This is a genomic window from Flammeovirgaceae bacterium (genome assembly GCA_015180985.1).
GTDB lineage: Bacteria > Bacteroidota > Bacteroidia > Cytophagales > Cyclobacteriaceae > UBA2336.
Window position 1 is genome coordinate 1503459 of sequence record CP054185.1, and the last position, 24312, is coordinate 1527770.

General features: G+C 45.5%; 20 protein-coding genes. 7 read left to right on the forward strand and 13 right to left on the reverse strand.

Annotation, left to right across the window (positions count from 1 at the left end; all coding sequences use genetic code 11):
* Positions 1–20: 20 nt before the first annotated feature.
* The 8 genes from HRU69_07155 to HRU69_07190 all read right to left on the reverse strand — a co-directional run bounded on the left by HRU69_07155 (position 21) and on the right by HRU69_07190 (position 13514).
* Complete coding sequence (locus HRU69_07155; protein QOI97278.1) at positions 21–1190, reverse strand: ATP-binding protein; 1170 nt, start codon at positions 1188–1190, stop codon at positions 21–23.
* 123 nt (positions 1191–1313) lie between these two features.
* Entirely contained in the window at positions 1314–5678 is a 4365-nt protein-coding gene (locus tag HRU69_07160; protein ID QOI97279.1) for a hypothetical protein, read from the reverse strand.
* A 209-nt stretch (positions 5679–5887) separates the two neighbouring features.
* Entirely contained in the window at positions 5888–6475 is a 588-nt protein-coding gene (locus HRU69_07165) for a 3'-5' exonuclease domain-containing protein 2 (GenBank protein ID QOI97280.1), read from the reverse strand.
* The gene (gene nhaC, locus HRU69_07170) at positions 6450–7907 is read right to left on the reverse strand and encodes a Na+/H+ antiporter NhaC (protein ID QOI97281.1); all 1458 of its coding nucleotides are present in this window, start codon (positions 7905–7907) and stop codon (positions 6450–6452) included. Before nhaC ends, HRU69_07165 begins: the two co-directional genes overlap by 26 nt.
* A 58-nt stretch (positions 7908–7965) precedes the next feature.
* A complete protein-coding gene (locus HRU69_07175) occupies positions 7966–9120 on the reverse strand; it encodes an aromatic ring-hydroxylating dioxygenase subunit alpha (protein ID QOI97282.1) in 1155 nt (384 codons plus the stop codon).
* A gap of 34 nt (positions 9121–9154) precedes the next feature.
* The gene (locus HRU69_07180; GenBank protein ID QOI97283.1) at positions 9155–10699 is read right to left on the reverse strand and encodes an NAD(P)/FAD-dependent oxidoreductase; all 1545 of its coding nucleotides are present in this window, start codon (positions 10697–10699) and stop codon (positions 9155–9157) included.
* A gap of 11 nt (positions 10700–10710) precedes the next feature.
* On the reverse strand, positions 10711–12300 hold the full coding sequence (locus HRU69_07185; GenBank protein QOI97284.1) for an NAD(P)/FAD-dependent oxidoreductase: 1590 nt from the start codon (positions 12298–12300) through the stop codon (positions 10711–10713).
* A complete protein-coding gene (locus tag HRU69_07190) occupies positions 12297–13514 on the reverse strand; it encodes an aminomethyl transferase family protein (GenBank protein ID QOI97285.1) in 1218 nt (405 codons plus the stop codon). Before HRU69_07190 ends, HRU69_07185 begins: the two co-directional genes overlap by 4 nt.
* Positions 13515–13792: 278 nt before the next feature.
* Between HRU69_07190 and HRU69_07195 the strand changes: the two genes are divergently transcribed.
* The 5 genes from HRU69_07195 to HRU69_07215 all read left to right on the forward strand — a co-directional run bounded on the left by HRU69_07195 (position 13793) and on the right by HRU69_07215 (position 16850).
* A complete protein-coding gene (locus HRU69_07195; GenBank protein ID QOI98854.1) occupies positions 13793–14302 on the forward strand; it encodes a DUF4442 domain-containing protein in 510 nt (169 codons plus the stop codon).
* Positions 14303–14334: 32 nt separating this feature from the next.
* Complete coding sequence (locus HRU69_07200; GenBank protein QOI97286.1) at positions 14335–14571, forward strand: prevent-host-death protein; 237 nt, start codon at positions 14335–14337, stop codon at positions 14569–14571.
* The gene (locus HRU69_07205; protein QOI97287.1) at positions 14568–14960 is read left to right on the forward strand and encodes a type II toxin-antitoxin system VapC family toxin; all 393 of its coding nucleotides are present in this window, start codon (positions 14568–14570) and stop codon (positions 14958–14960) included. The genes HRU69_07200 and HRU69_07205 overlap by 4 nt, the downstream gene beginning before the upstream one ends.
* Before the next feature lie 83 nt (positions 14961–15043).
* Positions 15044–15982: a GNAT family N-acetyltransferase gene (locus HRU69_07210; GenBank protein QOI97288.1), complete on the forward strand. Its 939-nt coding sequence runs from the start codon at positions 15044–15046 to the stop codon at positions 15980–15982.
* A gap of 1 nt (position 15983) precedes the next feature.
* Positions 15984–16850 carry a glycosyltransferase gene (locus HRU69_07215; protein QOI97289.1) on the forward strand — a complete coding sequence of 289 codons (867 nt, stop codon included), beginning with the start codon at positions 15984–15986 and terminating at the stop codon, positions 16848–16850.
* 144 nt (positions 16851–16994) lie between these two features.
* Here HRU69_07215 and rsgA read toward each other — a convergent pair whose 3' ends face one another.
* Both rsgA and HRU69_07225 read right to left on the reverse strand, forming a co-directional pair.
* Positions 16995–17909 (reverse strand): ribosome small subunit-dependent GTPase A, encoded by a 915-nt coding sequence (rsgA, locus tag HRU69_07220; protein QOI97290.1) that lies wholly within the window; start codon positions 17907–17909, stop codon positions 16995–16997.
* Positions 17906–19150, reverse strand: coding sequence for a 3-deoxy-D-manno-octulosonic acid transferase (locus tag HRU69_07225; GenBank protein QOI97291.1), 1245 nt, complete (start codon positions 19148–19150; stop codon positions 17906–17908). Before HRU69_07225 ends, rsgA begins: the two co-directional genes overlap by 4 nt.
* Before the next feature lie 131 nt (positions 19151–19281).
* Between HRU69_07225 and HRU69_07230 the strand changes: the two genes are divergently transcribed.
* The gene (locus HRU69_07230) at positions 19282–20373 is read left to right on the forward strand and encodes a hypothetical protein (GenBank protein ID QOI97292.1); all 1092 of its coding nucleotides are present in this window, start codon (positions 19282–19284) and stop codon (positions 20371–20373) included.
* Between the two features lie 66 nt (positions 20374–20439).
* Here the strand turns inward: HRU69_07230 and HRU69_07235 are convergent, their stop codons facing one another.
* Together HRU69_07235 and HRU69_07240 are read right to left on the reverse strand one after the other, a co-directional pair.
* Positions 20440–21507, reverse strand: coding sequence for an AI-2E family transporter (locus tag HRU69_07235; GenBank protein ID QOI97293.1), 1068 nt, complete (start codon positions 21505–21507; stop codon positions 20440–20442).
* A gap of 3 nt (positions 21508–21510) precedes the next feature.
* Complete coding sequence (locus HRU69_07240; protein ID QOI97294.1) at positions 21511–22284, reverse strand: enoyl-CoA hydratase/isomerase family protein; 774 nt, start codon at positions 22282–22284, stop codon at positions 21511–21513.
* Between the two features lie 271 nt (positions 22285–22555).
* Here HRU69_07240 and HRU69_07245 point away from each other — a divergent pair, with 271 nt between their 5' ends.
* Positions 22556–23062 carry a low molecular weight phosphotyrosine protein phosphatase gene (locus HRU69_07245; GenBank protein QOI97295.1) on the forward strand — a complete coding sequence of 169 codons (507 nt, stop codon included), beginning with the start codon at positions 22556–22558 and terminating at the stop codon, positions 23060–23062.
* On the opposite strand, the gene HRU69_07250 is transcribed toward HRU69_07245, so the two are convergent.
* Entirely contained in the window at positions 23034–24272 is a 1239-nt protein-coding gene (locus HRU69_07250; protein QOI97296.1) for an aspartate kinase, read from the reverse strand. The genes HRU69_07245 and HRU69_07250 overlap by 29 nt on opposite strands.
* Between the last annotated feature and the right edge of the window lie 40 nt (positions 24273–24312).

The window sequence follows — 24312 nt, forward strand, 5'->3', positions numbered from 1 at the left end:
AGAATTTCACGCTTTTGTTTTTACAAGGCCTTAATAACCTCATGTAGAAATTGAACAAGGCTGCCCGATTGTACGCGTTTATCCTGCTGAAAGGACGGGTTGCCGGGTGTAACAATATACCCGTGTTTAATTTTTAGATCATCCAATACGGTATAGAATCCTCTTGATACCGAGGGTGTGGATGAATGTTTGATCTCAACGGCAAGAACAGGTTTTATGCCGTCTGCCAGCAATACATCGCATTCGGCACCATGGTGGGTGCGGTAATAATACAAGTCGATAGAGGCTGGTTTGCATTGATGTATCTGTTCGATTACATAACCTTCCCAGGAGTTGCCCACACTTAAATGCAGGGGCAGATCATCGGCTGAATGAATGCGATTCAGCGTATGCAGTAAACCGCTGTCGCGCAAATATACTTTTGGCGCTTTTACCAGGCGTTTGCCTGAGTTTATATGCCAGGCGGGCAACTGCCTGACCAGGAATGCACCTTCTAAAAAATCGAGGTACCGTTTTACGGTAGGGCTGGTAACGCCCAGGGCCCGGGCAAATGTTTCACCATTCCAGATGGAACCATTATGTGTAGCCAACATGTACCAGAAACTGCGCATAATTTTTTCTGAAAGCGTTACACCAAACAGCAATGACAGGTCGCGCTCAATATAGGTTCGGATAAAATTTTCCAACCAGCGCGTAGCGGTTGTATCGTGGCTTGCTGTAAGGGCTGGCGGGAAGCCGCCACGAAACCAATGCCGGTGCTGACTGATGCGGCTTTTTTTTGCTTCGAGTAGATTTACCGGAGCCAGTTCGGCAAAAGCAATGCGGCCTGCCAACGATTCGGATACGCCTTTCATCAGGTCGGGCGAAGCCGACCCGGTGAGGATGAACCGCCCGGGTTTTCTGTTTTTGTCAATCACCGGGCGCAGCTTGGCAAAGAGCGAAGGCATACGCTGCACTTCGTCAATTACAATGCAATGGTCGGGGTACTGTTCAAATACAAAAGTGGCATCGTTGAGCCGCGCCAGGTCGGCATCGCTTTCCAGGTCAAAATACAGCCTCTTTTTTTTGCCCTTTTTCAGCTGGTTTTTAACGAGCGTGGTTTTACCCACTTGCCGGGGCCCAAGCAGCGCAACTACCGGAAACTCTTTCAGTAAAGTTTCTACGTAACCGGTAATGGCGCGGGTAATCATGCCGCAAACCTACAGAATTTAACCGTGAAAATCTAAAATTGTATTTTTGATTTTCACGGTTGCTGATTGTGAAACCGGTAAAAATCCTGAGCTTCTTAAGGGTATATTTAAAATTTTATCAGGCTATTTCCATTTTATTGTTCCATCCCTTTTTACTTCAAAGTCATAACCTTCAACAACAAAATTCAAATTATCTTTTGAGAGTTTTAATTTTGGATATGGGGTTTTCAAATTTACATTTGAAAACCCTTGCCAGATTGCTTTACCGAAGGTTTTCTCCAGTTTTTTTAAATCATTATCAGCTCTGCTATCTATATGATGCCTGAATCTGATACGACCGTCTTTTTCGAAGCCTTCAATCACGTACAGACGATTAGAGATTTCTTTTTCAATGATACCCAGCTCTTTAAGTTCAGCTAAATTTTCTTTAAAGAAAATCACCTTTATTCCTGAGGTAAGCACATACTTTAATTGAACTTTTGTTTTGGGTTTTTGTATTTCTATTTCCTGTTCAAACATTTCTTCTAGAATTTTTGATGTCTTTTTTATTTGAGCAGTGTCAAATAGACTAAGTATTCTATACCCTCTTTGTTTTTGGTCATTTTCGTAAAGCCCGTATGCGAAATTTTCTCCATTAGCTGCATAGTAGCTTTGCTTATACTCTTTACTAGAAAGATTGGTTTGCTTTTTAATTGCCATGGGTTCCGAAACACTTGCATATACCCGTATGTGTCGGATTTTATTTCCGTGTGGCTTGCCATTTTTGTCTAACAGATAGACTCCTTTTTCAAACGCTTCTTTCAGGCCACCGGCTTCGATTATTTGTTTTTCAATTTGTGATTTCAGGCCTTCATCTACTACAAGTTTCCTTACGTCATCCAAGGTTTTAAATCCAGGTGTGTTAGCATCTTTCTTGTATTGAAGGGGAATTCTTACTACATATTTTACTTCTTCTTCCTGAATGAATTCTCCGTTCTCGTCTTTCAATAAATTTCCTTTGTCACCTTTTTTGGCAGGTTTTATTGCTCCATAGAAAGTTTCCTGATGCAGTTGTCCGCGAATACTATCTCCGGTTGCCCACTTGTTCACTTTCGTCCCATCGGGTTTCTCAATAAATACTTCTTTACCGCGCTTGCGCACTTTTCGTCTGGCAGGCGTTAATTCCTGATTGTTGGTAATGTTGTTTATCAAAATAGTATCGTCAATACTCCAAACAAACTCTCGCTTAAAGCCTTTATAGGGCTCTTCTGTGAATGTAGCTTTTGGATTTTTTTCTTTTGCTTCATAGTATCTTTCCAGAATAGCATCGCGTTGGGCGGCTACGGGAATGAGCGTTAATACTGCCGCATCTTTGGCGTGATGCGAATGCTTGCTGCGGTCTTTCTTCTCATCGGCAGCTTGTAATTGGTATATTTTTCTGAATTCTGCTGTAATGCTACCTTTTTGTACATCAACTTTGTCAAAATAGGTTTTCAAATAATGGAATGCATATTTTGAAATAAGCTGTGTGTCCACCTTTTGGCTGTTTTTGAAACCACTGGTGATTTCTGTAATGGTAAAACGGTCCAACTTATTTTGCCAGTAATCCAATTCCATTTGCCACAGGTGTCGTTGCTGAATGGCATCATCTTTCCATTTTTTAATTACCGCTTTTTTGGATTTTGTCTTCCAAAAATCAATTTGCTGCTTGATGCGTTTAACTTTTTCTTCCCACGCTACTAACCTTGTTTTTATTGCTGAACATTTTCCAATGTTCGCGCCAAAGTCATATTCTTTATCATAATTGGGAAGCTGGGTAGGGATTTGATTTCTTTTAATACTACGATTGTAGTCTGCATAACAAACGGTAAGGTTCGCCAACGAATTATCAAAGGATTTACTTCGTGGTAGAGTGTGTTCAAAATCAATGACGTTTTCATTGAACAAATCCGTTAATTTGATAAACCTGCCTGTATATATGCACTGGTATCCCTGTTCTTTCCAAAGGCGAAACTTATCGATTAAGTTTTTACCATGTCCACTCCAACGAATGGCTTCATCTTTTTGATTAGATTTTTTTCTTTTCTTTTTTCCTTTCTCGTCCACTTCTGCTTCTGCAACTTCCGGCAGTGTTTGCTCAGCATTTTGTTCATAAAACAAGCGCACCTTATCAATGTCGTCATTACTAGACGCGTTTGCTTTAATGCTTCCATCTTCATTTAGAAGCTGCTTAATAGCTTCAGCGAACTCCTGATTTTCAGCTTCGCGCTGGCGTTGCCAGGCTTCAATGGCCCAACGTTTATTTGCATCATTTAGCTCTCGTGCAACCTCTACCACAACCCTTGTTTCACTATCAATCTGATTGGTTTCGATCATATAATTCATCAGCTTGCGCAATTCGTGCAACGTGCGCATAGCCATTGGGTTTTTGAACGAACCTGTTTTGGGGCTACCGAGTTTTAGCACTCCGTTTTTATCGGGTTTAGCAGGCGGATAAATATTGATTTCGGAAGGATGATAAATTTTTGAGAGCTTCTTCTCGTCCAGATTTTCAAAGTTGTCCAGTAGAAACTCTTTTAACGTATCAATTAATTTGGGCAACTGGTAATAGCCCGATTCGGTCTTGAAATATTTTTTACCGTTCGATTGAATGGTAACAATTCGTTCTTTACTTCCGGAATCCCTCACAATTCCTTGTTTAGCAAAATAAGCTTGATAACAGTCTTTAACGGTATCAAATATGGGTTTCTTGTTCTCTTCAGTAAAGCTGTTCCATTTACTTTTTCCGATAGTTTCTTCAATGGTGATTTGAATATGCTTTAAATCACCCTCATCGATCACATAATTCTTGCCACCAAACTTTTCATTTGCTTCCAAATTTTTATGTTTTGAAATAAGGTTATTTACGGTGTTGAGAATTGTTTTTTGCTGTCGATTTTCATCAATAACCTCGCTAATGCTATCCAACAGCATTTTTTCGTTTTGTGACCATAAATCTTTACCAAGAATTTCAGGAATATTGGCCAACAAAACCGCCTCCGTGTAAATTAATCCTTTCTGTAAAAACACATTTATTTTGTTGATAGCATTCAGGCTCAACATGCCGTAACCAACGGGTAAAGTGTTCCATGCAATTAAAAATTGTTTAACTTTTTCTGGTTCAAGTTTCAATTTGTTTTCCGCGAATTCAGCAACATACTCCTGGTCTTCATAGCTAAATAAAACGTGCCAAATGTCTTCGATATCGTAATAGTCTTTTCCGGATTTTGATTTTTGGTCTTTTTTGATTTTTACATTCAAATAATCATCGCCAAAAATGTCTTTTAACCGAGCCGAGACAGGGCAGCCGGTTACAGTGGTTTTAGGTGAGTAATTGAGTTGCCAATTTTTTCCTGCTTGCTTTACGAAGTCCTCTATTTCAGAAAACGGAAAATAGACTTTTGATTTTCTAAAGAATAGTTCTGAATAAATCGCGTACTTCAACTCAAGCGGCAATTTTTTCAGCTTTTCGCCTTCTTTGTATTTGATGTTATTCAAAAATGCCCACGCTCGAAAAGTTTCAAAAGCCGGGTGGCTGATAGGTGCACGGTACTTGCTGGGTTCTAATGTACATTTTCCAATTAATCCTTTTTGTGAACGTAAAGGTCGCTTGTAAAAAATGCTTCCGTCATTCTTGTTTTTGGAAGTTTCAACCAATTTGGAATAAAGAGAATCTTCAAACTTTAATCCTTGAAATTGGAAGATGAACTTGATTTCATCTTTATAATTTTCACGAACAAGGTATTGAGCAATATCAAGTCTAATTCTTTTTCCTTCATTTTCTTTGTTTGCCAGGAAGACCCCAACAGGTACTGACAAATCATAATCAGGAAATAATTCTTTCAGTTTGGTTGTTTTCTTTTGTTCTGATTTTTGAAGAGTGGTTACATTATCATCAATACCATCCACTTCTTCTTTTACATCATCTGCAGCTTTGCGGCTGCTTTTAAATCCTCTTCGTTGCGCAATGTGATATAGGGCTCTGCCTAATTTGAAACGGTTTATTACTTGTGTAAAGTCCAGCTTCTTTTCTGCTAATTCTTTGCGCAATTGGTATGGACTTTTGTAATCTGGTTTGCCGTCATTATCAAAATCTAATTTTATCCATGCGTCAAATGCTGTATTCCAGGTTGGATAAACACGTCCTGCATTGTTGTTTTTACGCGCTTCTTCTTTACTGTAATGTCGCCATTTGTTTAAGTCTTCCATTGATAGTGGGCAATAACCTTCTGTTATCAAAACTTCAAGAGTTGCCCAGAGCCGGTATTTTCGGGCTTGATATAGTCTTCTTATGGAGCGTTTTTTTGTACGCTCGGCCGCATAGGAGTATTCGCCAGTTTTTCCAACACCCACACCTTTTTTAAAAGTGATTACTCCGAATTTCTCAATTTGGTTTTCTACAGCATTCGGGTTTCTCAGTGCCCAACCGATTGAATTTGTTCCTAAGTCAAGTCCTAAAATCTTGCTCATATAGTTGCTGATTTAGTTTCTATTACTATTTTTACTCTTGCAAATCACAATAAGGCTATAAGCCGAAGAATTTCTCAGCCCTGCCTCGGTGGGGCTTTTTTATTTCCAACCGAATTTACAGCAATTTCCAAGACAGTTTGTGGCAGCGGCAGGGAAAAGTAACCCCTGGTGTGGGGCAAAATCCTGCAAAAAATGGATTTTTTAAGGCTTTAGCCCTTCAGCCGCTTATACATCTCCAAACACACCCATGCATCGGTGGCGGCATACTGCAGTTGTTTTTGGGTAAGGGTGGGGGCCTCCCAGTTGCTGGTTTGGGCGCTCTTGCTGATGCGGAAACCCAGCAGCAGGGCGGTTAGTTTTTTTATACTCTCCGCTTCGTAGCCGGCCTGGCGGGTAAGGTGGGTAAGTTCCAGAAAGCCTTCGGGTTTAAACCGCTTCAGGCGTTGCAAGGCGGCCAGGTCATCGCGTAACGCAAGACCAACTTTTAATTTGTCTTTATCCTGCAGGTAGTCGAGCAGTTCGGGGGTAAGCCCGGTGGCCTGAACGCGGATGAGAAAAGCCTTGTGCGGCAGGGCCAGTTGCATAAGCGCCACGTTGTACCGCTGACCTTTTACAAAGGCCGGCCGGGTTTCTGTGTCAAAGCCTGCGGCATCGTGTTCTTTAATTTCATCGAGTGCGCGCACCAGTTTGGTGTGTTCCTGCACCACCACAATTTTTCCTTCAAAGGCTTTCAGCGGCAGGGATTGTATCTCGCTGTGCTCGATGGTGGCTTTATGGTTGTTCTTTCTCTCCGTCATCCGCAAGTCGTCTGATTTTAATGTTGGCGTATGCCATGAACACCGTCATAAACGGACTGATGATATTAAAGAAACAATAGGGTGCGAACGTGAAGGTGGAAATGCCCAGCACAGTAGCCTGGGTGGCTCCGCAGGTGTTCCACGGAATAAGCACGGAAGTAACCGTGCCGCTGTCTTCCAGGGTGCGGCTCAGTACTTCAGGTTTTAACCCCCTCTTCTTATAGGTATCGGCATACATGCGGCCGGGCACGGCAATGGCCATGTACTGGTCGGATGCAGTAAGATTAAAGAACACGCAAGTGGCTGCTGTTGAGGCTACCAGCGAGCCTACCGATTTGGCAAAGCGGATAATCTCATCGGCAATGCGTTTGAGCAGGCCCCCCGCCTCCATTACGCCCCCAAAAACCATGGCGCACAAAATCAGCCACACGGTGTTGAGCATGCCGGCCATGCCGCGCGCTTTCAGTAGTTCAGAAACCATGTCGTTATCGGTGGTAAGTTGTACGCCAGTGCTCATGGCGTTCATCACGGCCAGGAATGACGACTTCAAAAAGTTATCATGAATGCCCGATACCTGGTTGACAACATGGGGCTGAAAGATAACGGCACACACACCGCCCAGCAGGGCGCCAACCAGCAGGGCCGGGGTGGCAGGCACTTTGCGCACAATCATGATGATGACCAGTGCGGGAACGACAAACAACACCGGGTTCAGGTTAAAGGCATCGTCAATGGCTTTCAATACAACCGCATCCTGGGTAGCGGATTGGGTCTTGTCAAGCGTAAAGCCCCACACCAGAAAAATAAGTAACGTGATGATAAGGGTGGGTATGGTTGTGTACATCAGGTAGCGGATGTGTGTAAACAAATCTGTTCCGGCCATGGCCGGTGCCAGGTTGGTGGTATCGGATAAGGGCGAAATCTTATCGCCAAAATAAGCGCCTGAGATAATGGCTCCGCCAATCACTCCCTCATGAATACCCAACGCCTGGCCGATGCCCAGCAATGCAATACCAATGGTGGCGATGGTGCCCCATGAACTGCCCGTAGCCACCGATACGATGCAGCACACTACGCAGGCGGCAAACAGAAAGATGGTGGGATTAAGAATTTTCAATCCGTAATAAATCATAGCCGGCACAATGCCGCTCAGCAGCCAGGTGCCCGAAAGCGAACCGATGATCAGCAGAATGAGGATGGCGCCCATGGCCATACTGATGCTTTTTACAATGCTGTGTTCAATTTCCTTCCAGGTGCGCCCAAGGCGCCAGGCCACCACCCCGGCCACGGCTGCACCCAGCAACAGAGCAATCTGGTTCGGGCCACCAGTTGCATTTGCTCTATATATAATAACGTTGATAGCCAGCAAAGCTGTTAAGATGGCAATGGGAATGAATGCCTGAGCCAGCGTAGGCTCTTTGTGGTGTGTCATCCGGTTACAATTATTCGGGCAAGATAGGAATTCTGCCCAAAGCAAAAACCATGTGCGGTCAGGCTTCCGGGTCGGGATGGCCCAGGGCTTTTAGCACCTCGCGGTCGAGTTGATACAAAATGTCTTCGCGCCCTGAGTAGTAGCCGCGGGTAAACCGTTTTGATTTGGTGCCGATTTGCATCTGCTCGCACACCTGCCAGTCTTGCCGGTTGGTCAAGTCCCAGAATTCAACAGCGGAGTTGATGCCGGCCTGTGCGGATGGATCATGGATTACTTCCGGGCGGAACAGCCAGTAACAATCGTTAATGATTTTACCGGGACCAAGCGGGGTAATGTGGTGATACATTACAAAATCGGGGTGGGGGGTAAGGAGCATGTTTGGAAATACGGAATAGTAGTACACGCGTTGCAGGTCATCGCCATGCACGTTGCAAATGGGCGGTGCGGCTGCTTCACCGGTCATGGTCATGCTGCCGCGTTTGCGGGGCAGGTCCATAAATCCGCCAATCACAGCGCCCTTGCTGGCATCGTGCCGGGCCGAATTAACCGGTGTGAGTTGGCTAAGCAGCGGATGCACCCCCGGGCAATGGTAGCACTCCTGGTAGTTTTGTAAGATCAGTTTCCAGTTGCAGCTCAGTTCGTAGCGGATGTGGCGGGCTATTTGCAACTCGGCAATCTTCCAGTCGGCAAATTTCCCGATAAGCGCTACCATCTGCACACCAAACGGTTCGGGATTTTCGGACAGGTTAATGAAGATGAATCCTTCCCATACGTGTACATGGGCGCGGGGCAGAGCGCATTTTTCTTTTTCAAAGCCATGGCCTTCCTGCATCAGCGGGGCAGCAATCAGCTTGCCATCAAGCGCGTACGTCCAGGCGTGGTAGGGGCACAGGATGGTTTTGGATTTGAAATTTCCTTTCGGCTCAGTACACAATTGTGTGCCGCGGTGACTGCAAACATTGAAGAGCGCTTTTATTTCATTGGATTTATCACGTACCAGGATGATGCTTTCATCGGCTACCTGGAGCAATTTATAATCTCCGGGGTTTGGAATTTCTTCTTCGCGACAGGCAAGCAGCCAGAATTTGTAAAAGATCTTTTCAACTTCTTCCTGGTATATTTCCGGGCTGTGGTAATATTTTCCGGGCAAGGTTCGTGCTCCATCAATAATGGGATAGTCAACTCCCCGTTTTTTGAATTGCCGCTGCTCCATGGTACCGAATTTAATAGTTTTCCTGCCTGTTCATTCAACAATTTTTCAATATCGTTTGTGCTCCCAGGTAGCCCGGCATGCACGTAATGCCGCCACCGGGATGTGAGCCGCTGCCGCACAGGTAAAGTCCGCTAACCGGAGTTGCATATTGCGCACACAGCGGGAACGGCCGGGTGATAATCTGATCAACGGCTTCTTCACCATGATAGATGTGCCCGTGGGTAAGGCTGTACCGGGATTCCAAATCAGCCGGTGATAGTACCTCGCTGCCGACAACCGAATTGGCAATACCCGGGCTGTAAATCTCCAGCGCACTGAGAACATTATCTCTTAATTTATTTTTTGGTGCTTCACTCCAACCCTCCTGCAGGTTGTACGGAGCAAAATGAACCAATATGGAAATTACCGAATGACCGGCAGGGGCAAGCGTTGGATTGGAAACGGTTGGTACATGGATGTCGAGTACGGGTTCTGCCGAAACCTGTTTATACTTGGCTGGATCGAACGCCCGCTCCATGTCATCGAATGAATTGCCTGTGCGGTAAAATTCCAATCCGCCAACACCGTTAAAGGTTACGGCTTTGTTTACGGCCAGGTTTACTTTGGCTGTGGTGCCCCGTGCGCGGTAATGTTTCACGGCATGCTCCAGCGCATAACTGATTTGGTTGGGTTGCAGCAATTCATAAAATGTTACCTGCGGTGTGCAGGACGAGGCAACTACCGGGGCTGCAAACGTTTCGCCATCTGATACTTTTACTCCATTTACTTTCCGGCCGGCATCCAGCACAATCTTATTAACCGGTGCATTGGTTTTGATGTCAACGCCTGCATTTTTTGCTGCCTGTTCGAGCGCAGTGATGAGTGCCTGCGGCCCTCCGATAATGTGATCACCGGCCATACACTCCAGCATCAGCAGGTTAAGCGTAGTGTACGATGACCACGGCCCGGTAAAGGAGCCATATAGTGCCGGTGCAGCAATGCCTGCTTTTATGAAATCGGTTTCGAATTTTTCGTTCAGAAAATCGGCCACACTCATCGGGGCTACCTTCAGAAACTCCATCATGGTTTTTTTACCCAGCCGCTTCAGTGCCAACCCTTTTTTGAGCAACCCCCATAGTTGTTTGGTGCCGAGTGCCGAAAGGTCGGGCGGGTGTTCATCGAGCAGGTTTTTCATAAACGGCCGGATGGCTGAAATAAAGGCCGCATAATCCCGGTAACCGGCAGCATCTTTCGCAGAAAATTTTGAAATAGCCGATGCCGTTGCTTCAACATCGTGACTGAGCGTCAGGCAGTCGCCCCGTTTGCTTAGCAGGCCCACCGTTGGCTTGCCTTGTTTGATTTTTAGTCCAAACTTTTCAAGATTAAATTCTTTGATAACCCGGTTGCGAACACCGCTGGTATCGTGCAATAAACCGGTTGTTGAATAGCCCGGATGAAATTCTTCACCGGCCGCGATGCCACCAAGCAGGGGGCGTTTTTCAAGCACCAGTACTTTTTTGTTTTTTTTCGCCAGCGATATGGCTGCGGTCAGTCCGTTGTGCCCACCGCCAATAACAATAATATCGTATGCGTTGCTCATTTTTTTCGGTGTTAGATGGCCCGTGATGTTAACATGGTTTTGGCGCACAGTTCACCACTGGCGCCCATTATGCCTCCGCCCGGGTGTGTGCCCGATCCGCACATCCATAATTTGGGTATGGATGTTTTGTAGCCGGAGTAGTTGGCCACCGGCCGTTGAAAGAGCAGTTGCTCCAAACTCAGTTCGCCCTGGAAGATATTTCCTTCGGTAAGCCCCATGGTTTGTTCAAGATCCCACGGGGTGAGCACCTGCCGGAATAAAATTTTATCCTTCAAACCCGGAATGTATTCGGCCAGCGTATCCACCACCGTATCGCCAAAGGCTTCGCGATACCTGGGCCAGTTTTCGGCACCTTCTTTAATGTGGTACGGTGCATACTGAACAAAGCACGACAGGATGTGCTTGCCCGGAGGCGCCAGGCTTGGATCAGTTAATGTTGGAATAACCGCGTTGATGTATGGCCGTGTACTGAACTCGCCATACTTGGCCTGATCATAGGCTTTTTCCAGGTAATCAATGCCGGGTGCAATAGCAATGTCACCCCGGATGTGGTCGCCATCGCCCGGGCGGCAACTGAATTCGGGCACGCTGTCGAGGGCCAGGTTTACTTTGCCGGAACTGCCGCGCAGTTTGAACCGCTTAATGTCTTTCAGTACATCCGGATCAAGGTGGTTTTCGCCTACCATCTTCAGGTACGTGCGGTTGGGGTCCAGGTTGGAGATGACGGTTTTGGCATACAGTTCATCTCCGTTTTCCAGTACAACGCCTGTGGCCACACCGTTTTTGATGATGACTTGTTTAACGGGTGCTTCGGTTCTGATTTCAGCGCCATAACTCATGGCTGCACGCGCACACGCCATGCTTACGCCACCCGTGCCGCCTTTGGAAAATCCCCACGAGCGGAAAACTCCGTCAAGCTGGCCCATGTAGTGGTGTAACAGTACGTAAGCGGTGCCCGGTGAACGGATGCCCTGGAACGTGCCGATGATACCGCTTACCGACATGGGCGCTTTGAGCACATCGGACTCAAACCACAGGTCGAGGAAGTCTAGCGCGCTCATCGTCACCAGTTTGATGTTCAGGTGCAGCAGGTCGGGGCCAAGGTCTCTGAACGCTTTTCCTAACCGGAGCAGGTTGGCAATTTCTTTTGGATTTATTGAGTTTATGTTTGGTGCGGGGTGATCGATTACGGCCTTGGCCAGTTTGCCCATGTGCGTCATTACGCGGCTGAACTCCGGATATACTTCCGAATCTTTTTTGCTGAAGCGCGCAATTTCCCTGCGCGATCGCTGCGAATCGGCCCAGCGTGCCAGCGAGTCGCCATCGGGCAACGGCAGGAAGGAGCAGTCCATCGGAATTACTTCGTAGCCGTGTTTGGCCAGTTCCAGTTCGCGGATGATGTGCGGGCGGAATAAGCTCACCACATACGAGGCGACAGAGAAGGTAAATCCCGGATACAATTCTTCCGATACGGCTGCGCCTCCGAGTACATGGCGTTTTTCCAGCACCAGCACTTGTCTCCCGGCTTTGGCCAGGTAGGCGGCACAGATGAGGCCGTTGTGGCCGCCACCAATGATGATGGCATCGTATTTTTTACTCATGATTCAGAACGTTTTGGTGTATATGTTTTGCGCTCCGGGTTATAGAACTGGGTTTTGCATACAGTAGCTGAAACAGTGTGCCGCACGTGTTCAACGGTTACTTCAAACTGCAATTTCATCCCGATTTTATCATACTGTTTCTGAACGGTGGCCAGGGCAATGTTTTTTTTCAGAATGGGCGACCACGTGCCGCTGGTGGCATAGCCGGCCTGGAGGCGTTTGTCTTTTGCAGTATAAATAGGAATAGAACTGCGCCAGGCGTGGTTGCTGAGCACAGGCGGAAGCCCTCGTTTATAATAGAGTTCTTCCAGCTCGGGCCAATTAATATCCAACCCTACTATCGCCCATTTGGATCCTTGCTCCTTCTCCATCTGTAAAGCGGCTTGTCCGTTAAAGGGTGTTCGATTAAGATCGACCGTCCAGCCTAATGAGATTTCATAGGGAGAGGATTTGCGATCATCAATTAACGCGTGCAGGGCGTTGAAGTAATCAACATCTTTTAAAATAAGTCCGGCTTCAACGCGGGTAACATCCAGTGCATCGAGCCCGGCCGGGCGGATATCATAGTTTCTGCCGGCCGCCATGATGGTATCCCACAATTCAAGCGCATGGTTGTTTTCAACCCACAGTTCATACCCCAGGTCACCGGTGTAGCCGGTGCGCGAAATATAAATTTCAACTCTGTTAACGCGGGCTTTGCAGGTGGCGAAATATTTCAGCGCATCGAGGTCGGCATCACAAATTTGTTTCAGAATGTCGCGCGAAGTGGGCCCCTGCAGTGCAAGCCCTGCAACCTGGTCGGAGATGTCCGTAAGTTCAACGCGGTAGCCACGCAGAAACCGGGAGAACCAGGAGTAACACGGGTCGGCCGAGGTAACAAAAAATTCCTGCTCGCCACGTCTCATCACGGTGCCATCGTCAACCACTTTTCCGTAATCATCGCACCAGCAGCAGTACGAAACACGGCCTACGGCAAGTTTTTCGATGTTCCGAACCATGATGCGTGAAAGAAAAGCAGCCGCATCGGGGCCGGTTACCCGGTACTTAAATAAAGGAGAAACATCCAGCAGGCCGGCTGAATTACGGAAAGCGTAATACTCCGAATCGTGCAGGGTTTCGTACGAACAGACGGCATAATAGCCGGCCCATTCCTTCCACTTCATGCTGTGGCACAGCGCGGAGGTACGCGGAAAAAAAGGTGTTTTTACTGGCATATACTTGCAATTAAAATCCGGTTATAGTTACCGGCTAACGATTAATTCAGAGAAATTTTGACGGTGTGGAATTGAGCGAATCACAACCCGGGCTCAAGTACCCAGGGAAATTTGGCGGTATCGGTGATGCTCATGTTCATGCGTTGCGTAAATGTATGGATTTGAAAGTGAATTTGAGTAGTATTCGAAAAAATGATTTTTCATCGCTCCTTCCCTTCTCCTTTCAGAAAGGGGTATCCACAGGACGGGTGAGGGAAGGAATTAAAACGTATTCAATCATGCTTAACCAAAACGACATACTTAAACGTGCCCGTACTTCCTCATTCTGGCGGTCGGTGCTCAACTGGTCGCTCGATCGGATGATACCCTTTAACAGACCGCATGGTTTTGCCATCTGTGAAATTGAGGAGTACCGGATTAAGGTTTTGATTCCGTATAAGCGGAGTAATTTCAATCACATTAACGGCTTGCATGCCTGTGCGCTGGCTACCGTTTCGGAATTTACTACCGGGTTTTTATTGGTCTCCAGGTTGGATTCAAAGAAGTACCGGCTTATTATGAAGCGGTTGCAAATGGATTACCATTACCAGGGTAAAATGAATGCGTATGCCGAGTTTTCCATTTCGGAAGAATGGCTGACCGAACAGGTGTACAGGCCGTTGGCAAGTGCTGATGCGGTGGAGGTAAATTGTGTGGTTAAAATTCATGATGAAAAAGGCAATCACCTCACTACCGGAACAATTTGCTGGCAGATAAAGGATTGGGCCAGCGTGCGAACTACAACTTGACAAGTTGTCAAGTTTGATTTAGTTTTACTTTTATGAAAGTAATTTCGGTTGGAGAGTTTAAAGAAAAAATGGCCTTTTTTATCGAAAGGATTTTAAAGGGCGAGGAATTTATTGTTTCCTATGGGCGCAAGAAGAATAAGATTTTCAAAATTTCTCCGATCAGCAAATCAAGGCAGTTCAAACGTAAATTGGGTTCTTTGGAAGGTAAGGCTACGTTGGTTATTGGAAAGGATTGGAAGATTACCGATGAGGAGTTGCTCAAGTTATGAACTACCTCCTTGACACGCACATTTTTTTATGGGCGCTTATAAGTCCCGCCAAATTATCGGAACGGTGTAAGGAAATACTAATGCACTATGAAGAAGTTTACATTAGCCCGATAGTTTTCTGGGAGATTTCATTAAAATATGCATTGGGTAAAATTACGTTGAAAGGAGTTAAACCGGAGGATCTTTTATCGAAAACGAACGATTTAAAACTTAAAACGTTGGATTTTAAAAGCGAAGATGCTTTAAGTTTTTATAAACTACCAAAGCACCACACCGATCCGTTTGACCGGATGTTGGTGTGGCAGGCTATCCGTAATAATTTGGCACTTATATCTCATAACAGCCAGTTGCAGCATTATGAATCTGAAGGGCTTAAACTTATATGGTAATAAGCAGCATTGGTTAGGCAAAAACAAGGTTGTATTTAAAAGTGCTAACTTCCTCTTTAGGATTAATTTTCCAAAGACTTGTATTGAGTACTTATTCATTTCATACTATTGAGCCGTGCGGATATTTCGGTCGCGAATACCCCGTAAGTCTTTTCCATTTGCGGGAGCACCTCGCTTTACAAAGTCTGAATAATCGCTACTCATTTTTTGTCCTTCATGAAAAAAGTAAAAAACTGTTTGCCGAAGTACATTTTCATGGTGATGGCCCGGCAGCCATAAGCCCGATGCGGGCGCCTTTCGGTTCCTGTGTTTTTTCGGAAAAACTGCCTCCTGAAGTTTTGTTTGATTTCATCCTCTTTGCCGAAGAGGAACTCAGAAAGGATAAAATCAACACCATCATCCTCAAGCCGGCCCCTGCCGGATATTTTCCTGAGCAGCATAATTTACTTGTACCCGTTCTGCTAAACCTTAATTACGGTATTCAACAAGCAGAGGTGAGCGCAATTGTTCCTGTAACGGAAAGGCCATTTCCGGAAATTATCGACTCATGGGAAAACCGGAAACTGCGCCAGGCCCGCGAAGCCGAATTGGTTGCGCGGCTCATTCATGATGAAAACCTGGAGATGGTCTATTCCTTTATACTGGAATGCCGCCAGCAAAAGCACTATTCGCTTTCAATGACATTCGAAGAGGTGAAGCTGGTAGTAAGTAAGTTTCCTGAGCGGTTTGTATTGTTTGGTGTGTTCGACCAGGATAACCTGGCGGCAGCAGCCATCACGGTCCGGGTTACGGATGATGTTCTGTACAACTTTTATTCTGATCATCACACTAATTACGATCATTTCAGTCCGGTTGTGATGCTCATTGAAAGTGAATATGAATACTGCCGCCACCAGGGGTTACGCCTGCTCGACCTGGGCACATCTTCTGCAGGAGGCAAACTGAATTTTCCGTTGCTTGATTTTAAGATGCGGTTAGGAGGAATGCCTTCGCCTAAATTCACATTTGTAAAAACTATCTGATATGTCCGGCCCGCTGGTTTCCATCGTTTGCCTGTGTAATAACCAGGGCAGGTTTGTTGAAGAGGCTGTTCAATCGGTGTTAAACCAGACCTATTCCCACATCGAATTACTTATTGTTGATGATGCCAGTACGGATGACAGCGTACAGCGCATTAAAGCAATAGCTGCCAATCAGCCTTCAGTTAAAACACTTTTTTTAAAAACCAATCATGGCCATTGCCGGGCCTTTAACAAAGGATACGGCATGGTTACCGGTGACTTTATTATTGATTTGGCTGCTGACGATGTGCTGCTGCCGGAACGTGTGGCGATTGGTGTTACAGAATTGGAAAAGGCTGGCCCCGGGTATGGGGTTCATTTCAGCGATGCCGAATACATTAATGCATCGGGGGAACATCTTTTTAACCATTCGGAGAACTATCCGCACGAAACCATTCCTTCGGGTTATATATATAGAGAGTTGATCAGGCGGTATTTTATATGCCCGCCTACTATGCTGTTCAGACGCAGTGTACTGGAGGCGCTGGGTGGGTATGACGAGTCGCTCAGGTTTGAAGATTTTGATTTCTGGATACGGTCATCGCGTCAGTTCAGCTATGTATATTCTCCGAAGGTACTGGTTAAAAAGCGCGTGGTTACTTCAGCACAAAGCCGCAGGCAGTTCAGGTTATTCAGCCGCGAATCGGCCACGACTTACAAGGTTTGTGAGAAAATTATGAAGCTGAACCGAACCCGGGTCGAGCAGGAAGCCTTATCGAAACGGATTTTGTATGAGATAAGACTAAACACGCGGTTGCTGAATTTCGGCTTAGTAAAGAGGTATTTTCAGCTGTGGAATAAAAACAGGGACCTTGTTTACCCGGAGTAGAAGCCATATTAAAAATAACCACAAAGTAGCACAGAGAAAGCACAAAGGTCACAAAGAAAGAGGTCAGTATATTGTATTTCTCCGTGCTCTTTGTGTGTACTTAGTGGCCTTTGTGGTTAAGTTTATTTTTGAGATGGCTTCTAGTTATTTCCGGTTGTCTTCATTCAGCAGCATGCTCAGGTAATTTTCGTACCGGCTCAGAGCAATGGTTCCTTTTTCTACAGCATCCTTAATGGCGCATTTAGGTTCATTAACATGAAGACACCGGGAACCGAACTTACAATTCAGCCGCAGGCCGCGCATCTCCGGAAAATAATCCGATAATTCTTCAGGAGTCATATCGATTAACCCAAACTCCTTTATGCCAGGTGTATCGATGATAAATGTCGAATCGTTAAGTTGAAACATCTCGGCAAATGTGGTGGTGTGTGTTCCTTTTTCGGTATAATCTGACACTTCACTTACCTTTTGGTTGATGGCGGGAGAGAGTTGGTTGATCAGCGTGGATTTTCCTACGCCTGAGTGCCCGGCAATTAATGTAGTCTTACCTGAAAGCACCTCTTCCGCCTCAGGCTGTTCTGTTACCAGGGCACTGGTTACAATGCATTTCACGCCCAGTGGTTCATAGATTTTAATGATGTTGCTTTGATAAGCGAGCGAATCGGTATCGAGTAAGTCTTTTTTATTGAAAACAATCACCTGCGGAATGCGAAACGATTCGGCCGCTACGAGGAAGCGATCGATAAACCCGGTGGAGGTGCGGGGCATCATCATGGTAGCCATCACCAACGCCTGATCAATGTTGGCAGCAATCACATGGGCATGCCCTGTTTTTTTTACGGATTGGCGAACAATGTAATTTGTACGCGGAAGAATTGCTGTGATTACTCCTTCATTGTTTTCTGGACTCACGTCAACCAAATCGCCTACCGCCACCGGGTTGGTTTCCTTGATGCCCTCCAGCCGGATTTTTCCGCGAATGCGGCATTGTAATTTTGTGCCGTCATCCAGCAGCACATCGTACCACGAACCGGTTGAACGCATCACGCGGCCTTTCATGAATTGAGCAGGTTGCGGCAGTACGCCATAATTTTTTCAGTAGCGCCCAGGTTTTCTTCCACGTAAAGGCGGGTTACTTCACAGGCCAGTAAGAAATTCTGCGGCAGGTTTACCATTTCATATTTGGTTTTTAAGTCGCGGTAATCGGCAACCTCAAATGCTCCGCCCCGGTTAATCAGATCAACCGCTTCCTGAAATTTCTGATAATTTTTGTTACCAAAGAAAATCGGGATGCCGTAACAGGCGGCTTCCAGTATGTTATGCAACCCTTTGCCGAAAGCTCCACCCACAAAAGCAAACTCTCCGTAGCGATAGAGTTTTCCAAGCATACCAATATTATCTATCATCAGTACGTGATAGTCATCTGTGTTTTCTGTTGCTTTAGAATAGCGTATGGTTTTGGCATTCACCGCTTTTTCAAAATTACTCATGAAAGCTTCTGTAATTTCATGTGGAGCAATGATAAATTTCAGGTGGAAATAGTTCTCATTAATAAAGGGAATGAGTACCTCCAAATCCTCGGCCCAGCAACTGCCGATAACCATGAGTTTGTCAGTGCCCTTGAATTTTCTGGCAATCGGAACATCTTCTCCCTGTTTAACCAGTTGATTAACCCGATCAAAACGGGTATCACCAGCGCGTGTAACGTTGGTCAGGCCGATGGATTTCAGTAAGCGTACAGATTCATCGTTTTGTACAAAGAAATGGATAAAATTTTTTAGTATGCCGCGGTAAAATTTACCAGGTGTTTTAAAGAAAAACTGATCCGGTCGGAATATGGCGGAAATGGAAAGTAAAGGAATATTGCGTTGCCTGGTTTGCCTGGTATAATGGTACCAGAATTCATATTTCACAAACAGTACCAGGTTGGGTTTACTGATGTCGAGAAAGCGTTTGGCATTGGCTTGGGTATCCCAGGGCAGGTAAAAAACGTAGTCGGCTTTTGGGTAATTTTTTCGTACTTCATATCCTGATGGAGAAAAAAATGTTAGCAGGATTTTATAATCCGGAAATTCTTCTTTGAGCTTTTCAATTACCGGCCGGCCCTGTTCAAATTCGCCCAGCGAGGCACAGTGTATCCATACCAGCGGTTTCGGGTTGGCTCCCAGTGCAGCGGTAAAGCGAGTGAAAAAATTTTTACGGCCGTAGTTGAAGGCATCCGCTTTTACGTTAAAAAAACCGGCAAGGTAGTAGAGCGCCCGGAGCAGCAATATGCTGAGGTTGTACAGAAAGGTGGCCATGAGCGCTCAAAAATAGGAATAGTAAGGCCATTACCCTGTGCCAAAAGATAATTTTAAGTTTTTATCGTATTGTAGTTTACCAAAATTCTAAATTTGGCATCAAGGATATTGATAAACTGAAATTAACAGCTATGAACCGGAAAATAAAGTCCATAATCATTGTAATGACAATAGCAGGCTTACTGCCGGTGACTTTACCAGCCCAAAATGAAGATGACATTGTTCGATTTTTACAGGCCAACCAGCAGGATGGAAATAAACTGATCACTGCTTACATCAATCCGTTTGTGGAGGGATTTTCCTACGCATTAAACGGTGGGTGGTTTCATACCGCTAAACCGCATAAGTTGGGTGGTTTTGATATTAATATTTCGCTGACCCCTGTTTTCATACCCTCCTCACAAGACCGCTTTAATCCTGCTAATCTCCAGTTTGAGAATATAGCCGGCTTTACCAACACCACTAACCCGGGTAAAAATGCACCAACGTTTATTGGCCCTAAAGATCGTACAACTTATTATTTCAACTATGATTTGGATGGAGATGGAAACGTAAATACCCCTGGAAACATTATCGATCCGGATGACTCGTTTAGCGGCCCGGAAGGTTTGGGTTTACGTGAATCCATTAAAGTTGCACCGGTAGGTTCCCCCATGTTGCAAGTGGGAATTGGATTAATAAAGGGAACCGATGTGATGATACGGTTTGTTCCGAAAACTACTCTGGGAAGTACGGAAACAAAGTTGCTGGGTTTTGGCTTACGTCACGACATAAAACAGCACATACCCGCAATTAAAATGTTGCCGTTTGATTTATCGGTGATGGCCGCTTACACATCCTTTGAAGGAGTTACCGATTTATCGGGCCTGGCCACCGAGTTCCCTCCGGCAACGGCCGGAACTACCCAGGAAGCTATTTATAAGTTTAATGCTTTTTTGTTTCAAGCACTGGCTTCCAAAAAAATAGCATTCTTAACGGTGTTTGGCGGAGTTGGCTATAACGGCATAAAAACTACGGCTGATGTACGTGGCAGTTATACTTTTTTTAACAACACTGCAGCTGAATTTGATCTGACAAATCCCTATTCAGCAACATTTAAAAACAGCAGCATGCGTTTTGATGTGGGCTTCAGGCTTAACTTATTGGCCTTCTATATTTATGGTGATTATACCATACAGGAGTATAGCTCGGTTACGGCAGGCTTAGGCTTTACGTTCCGCTAACGGCACTATTGATAAGGCGCGTTAATCAAGGCTGTTCTTACAGCCTTGATTTTTTAACCTCCCTTGTTATGTCAGTTCAACCTCTCCGGTTTCCGACAGCCAGATGGCAATAAATTTGGTTTGCTCAAACCGCGCACAGGTAATTACAATTACCGAAGTAATGGGCACCGACAGGATCATGCCTAATACGCCCCAGATGATTCCCCAAAAAGTAAGCGCTAACAATACACCTAACGGACTAAGATTAAGCGTGCGGCCCATTACCTTCGGTTCCAACACATTACCAACCAACAGCTGAACAACCTGGATGGCCAGAAATACCCAAAGAAAAATCCAGAAGGATTGAAACTGAAACATGGCAAAGGCAGCCGGTAACAGGGTTGCAAAGAATGACCCGATATAGGGAATATAATTCAACAAAAAGATCAGAAAAGCCCACCACACCGGAAAATCAACATCAAACACCAACAGAATAAAATAACTCAGCAAGCCGGTTAATAAACTCATTTGTGTTTTTATTGAAACGTATTTTCGCGTGGCCGTGGCAACCTGATCGATTATAGTGGTTATGTTTTCAAGCCGGACAGGATTTTTTATCCACAACTTTAGTTTCTTATCGAAAAATTTTTCTTCAACTAACAAGAAGGCAACGTAAATGATAATGATGAAAATATTACCGGCAATGTTGGTCAGGCTGTTCAATAAAGCGGTTAATACGGGCTGTATGTTAAACGAGGAGACTACCGTTAACATCCGCTCCTGAATAACTTCAAATCCCTCCAGTGTTTTGAGGTTGGCTATCATCGCCCTGAAGTTGGCAATGTACTGAGGTGATTTTTCGATTATCAGGTTAAGATTGATGACCACAATTTCATAAATGCCAATCGTAACCAGAAAAATAATTACGAAGGCCAGTATTGTTAGCAGCCAGTTGGGGAGTCTTCGGTTTTTAATCGAGACTTTACCGAATAAGCGTTTAAGTTCATAAACAGCGTACCAAATCATGCCGGCTATAACAATGGGCTGCAAAAAATTGCTGAAGTACACCAGGCAGAAAACAACAATAGCCAGGACAATCAGCCAGGCCGCGGCCCGCTCAACACGAAATCCGTGAGCTGCTGTGTTTTGATCCATATATTATTTGCCGGTGTAGGTGGGTTTTCGCTTTTCAATAAATGCCTGCATGCCTTCTTTCTGATCGGCCGAAGCGAACGTGAGGTAAAAGTTTTTGCGCTCAAAGGCAAGTCCTTCATCAAGCTGGGTTTCGAACGACCGGTTAATCGCCTCCTTGGCCAGTTGCACCGCCACCGGTGACATTTGTGCGATTTCTTTTGCCAGTTCCACCGCCTCGTGCATCAGCATCTCCACCGGTACTACTTTATTTACCAGCCCGTAAAAGTGAGCCTCTTCGGCCGACAGGAACCGGCCGGTTAAAATCAGTTCCATCGCCTTGGCCTTGCCGATTGCTTTGGTTAACCGTTGTGTTCCGCCCGCTCCGGGTATGGTTCCGATTTTTATTTCCGGCTGACCGAATTTGGCGGTTTCCGAAGCGATGATCATATCGCACATCATGGTAAACTCGCAGCCTCCGCCAAGCGCAAAACCCGAAACCGCTGCAATAATAGGTTTCTTGGTTCTGCGTATCTGGTCCCAGGTGCTGAACTGATCAATCAGTAACATATCGATGGCTGATTTATCGGCCATTTGCTTTATGTCGGCCCCGGCTGCAAAGGCCTGTTCGTTACCGGTGATGATGATAACCCGCACGCCCTCGTTTTTATCCAGGGCCTGTAAGGCATCGCGCACTTCCTCCATCAGTTTTCGGTTAAGTGCGTTAAGTTCTTTAGGGCGGTTTAACTGAATGAGGGCAATACCCGGGTAGTATTGTTCGGTTACAATGATGAATTCCATGTCTTAAATCAATTATTGGTTGAGCGCCTTAATTTCGTTCAAAAAAATGGGTCAGCGAAAGGATATAGGCGAAAGGACTCTAAAAAGACTAAAAAAGAAAAGCCCCTCTGAGCAGGAGGGGACTTTTCAAACCAAAAGGCGGTAAAAAGTGTGCTATGCGTCCATAAATACGCGGGCGGTAGTCGTTTGTAACCTGCTGCCTTGCTATTTTTGACCTCTTTATCCGGCTGTTCAACCGGGCTTTACGCTGTTGGCCGGTAGCAGAACTGCAATGAAAAATGTAAAAGTGTTGTTTGTGTGCCTCGGTAACATTTGCCGGTCACCGCTTGCCGAAGCCCTGTTTAAACATAAACTAAAACAGCTGGGATTACAGGATACTATTGAGGCCGATAGCTGTGGCACCTCCAATTATCATATTGGTGAACTACCGGATAGCCGAACGATGGCCAACGCCAGGAAGAATGGTATCGTTATTGAGCACCGGGGGCGCCAGCTTTCAAAAGATGACCTGAACTTTTTCGATTACATCCTGGCAATGGATGAAAGCAATTACGAAAACATTCTTTACCTGGGGCGCAATCAAACTATTCTTCACAAGGTTTCGCTGATGCGCAGCTATGACCCGGTAGGGAACTGTCGTGATGTACCCGATCCGTATTATGGTGGCGAACGCGGCTTCCAGGAGGTGTTTGAAATACTCGACCGATCGCTGGATGGATTCCTTCAGTTTCTGATACAAAAAGAAGGAATTACGGTTTCACCAAAACCTGCAGGGTAGAACGCGAAGATTGCTCCAGCAGGAGATTGTTTTGTTTCCGGTAGGTTTCAAAGGTTTGCGAATCGTAGTTTTTTACTGTAATCAGCACCAGCCCGGTGTTGTAATACACTTCGAAGTGATGGCGCAATTTTTCAAGCAGAGCTGCCAGCTTGCTCTCGCGGTAATCAATGCAAAATGAAAATGAGATAGCCGAGTTTTGCATCACGTTAATTTTGATGTCCAGTTCGGATAGGGCCTGAAATAGTAAACTGAGTTGTTGCTCATTAATAAAGGTATAATCGGTTACACGGCACGATACCAGGCACTGATTTTCTTTAAACACAATAAGCGGAGGAAGTTTGTCAACATGGCATTCGTGGATGCGCGTACCGGGCAGGTGGGGGTTATCAAAACTTTTAACCAGTAACGGAATGCCTTTAACGGCCAGCGGTTTTATGGTTTTCGGGTGGATAACCGAGGCCCCGTAGTACGTCATCTCGGCTGCCTCTTTGTAGGGAAGTTCGGCAAACACAACGGCCTCAGGAATTCGCTTCGGGTCGGCACTCATTACACCCGGCACATCCTTCCAGATAGTTACGGCATCCGCATCAAGGCACGAAGCAAAAATAGCTGCTGTATAGTCTGAGCCTTCGCGTCCCAGGGTAGTAGTTAATCCATCAGCCGTACCACCGATAAAACCCTGTGTAAGGATAATTTTATTTTCAAGTTCAGGTACAAGCGATTGAATTTTTTTTCGGGTGATTTCCCAGTTTACTTTTCCTTCGCGGAAACAATCATCCGTCAGAATATACTGGCGGGCATCTTTCCAGGAGCAGGCCACACCGGATTGTGCCAGAAAATCGCACACGATAACCGATGAAATAATTTCTCCGAAACTAACCACCTGGTCATACACCTGATCTTCCGGTCCGGGTTTTAGCTGTTCAACAAGCCGTTCAAAAAGGTCGTCTATCTTTTGCTCAACAGATTTTTCAGTAAACAGATCCCGGGCAAGATTTATATGGTACGTTTTAAGTTCGGTTAGTTCTTTCCGGAACGACAGCCCCTGACGATACAGGTTAACAATATGTTCGAGTGCGTTGGTGGTTTTGCCCATAGCCGAAACCACCACCACCAGCGGTTTTTGCTGATGGGTTTTAACAATGCCAGCCATGTTGCGCACGGCCGAACTGGTTTTAAGTGAGGCACCCCCGAATTTAAAAACGTTCATTTTGGTTGTTCTAAATCGTTTGCAACTTAAATTTGCTTTT

Bases quoted from the DNA above. Each gene is read 5' to 3' on its own strand.
- HRU69_07155 (QOI97278.1), bottom strand. From the start codon at position 1,190: ATGATTACCCGCGCCATTACCGGTTACGTAGAAACTTTACTGAAAGAG.
- HRU69_07160 (QOI97279.1), bottom strand. From the start codon at position 5,678: ATGAGCAAGATTTTAGGACTTGACTTAGGAACAAATTCAATCGGTTGG.
- HRU69_07165 (QOI97280.1), bottom strand. From the start codon at position 6,475: ATGACGGAGAGAAAGAACAACCATAAAGCCACCATCGAGCACAGCGAG.
- nhaC (QOI97281.1), bottom strand. From the start codon at position 7,907: ATGACACACCACAAAGAGCCTACGCTGGCTCAGGCATTCATTCCCATT.
- HRU69_07175 (QOI97282.1), bottom strand. From the start codon at position 9,120: ATGGAGCAGCGGCAATTCAAAAAACGGGGAGTTGACTATCCCATTATT.
- HRU69_07180 (QOI97283.1), bottom strand. From the start codon at position 10,699: ATGAGCAACGCATACGATATTATTGTTATTGGCGGTGGGCACAACGGA.
- HRU69_07185 (QOI97284.1), bottom strand. From the start codon at position 12,300: ATGAGTAAAAAATACGATGCCATCATCATTGGTGGCGGCCACAACGGC.
- HRU69_07190 (QOI97285.1), bottom strand. From the start codon at position 13,514: ATGCCAGTAAAAACACCTTTTTTTCCGCGTACCTCCGCGCTGTGCCAC.
- HRU69_07195 (QOI98854.1), top strand. From the start codon at position 13,793: ATGCTTAACCAAAACGACATACTTAAACGTGCCCGTACTTCCTCATTC.
- HRU69_07200 (QOI97286.1), top strand. From the start codon at position 14,335: ATGAAAGTAATTTCGGTTGGAGAGTTTAAAGAAAAAATGGCCTTTTTT.
- HRU69_07205 (QOI97287.1), top strand. From the start codon at position 14,568: ATGAACTACCTCCTTGACACGCACATTTTTTTATGGGCGCTTATAAGT.
- HRU69_07215 (QOI97289.1), top strand. From the start codon at position 15,984: ATGTCCGGCCCGCTGGTTTCCATCGTTTGCCTGTGTAATAACCAGGGC.
- rsgA (QOI97290.1), bottom strand. From the start codon at position 17,909: ATGAAAGGCCGCGTGATGCGTTCAACCGGTTCGTGGTACGATGTGCTG.
- HRU69_07225 (QOI97291.1), bottom strand. From the start codon at position 19,150: ATGGCCACCTTTCTGTACAACCTCAGCATATTGCTGCTCCGGGCGCTC.
- HRU69_07230 (QOI97292.1), top strand. From the start codon at position 19,282: ATGAACCGGAAAATAAAGTCCATAATCATTGTAATGACAATAGCAGGC.
- HRU69_07235 (QOI97293.1), bottom strand. From the start codon at position 21,507: ATGGATCAAAACACAGCAGCTCACGGATTTCGTGTTGAGCGGGCCGCG.
- HRU69_07240 (QOI97294.1), bottom strand. From the start codon at position 22,284: ATGGAATTCATCATTGTAACCGAACAATACTACCCGGGTATTGCCCTC.
- HRU69_07245 (QOI97295.1), top strand. From the start codon at position 22,556: ATGAAAAATGTAAAAGTGTTGTTTGTGTGCCTCGGTAACATTTGCCGG.
- HRU69_07250 (QOI97296.1), bottom strand. From the start codon at position 24,272: ATGAACGTTTTTAAATTCGGGGGTGCCTCACTTAAAACCAGTTCGGCC.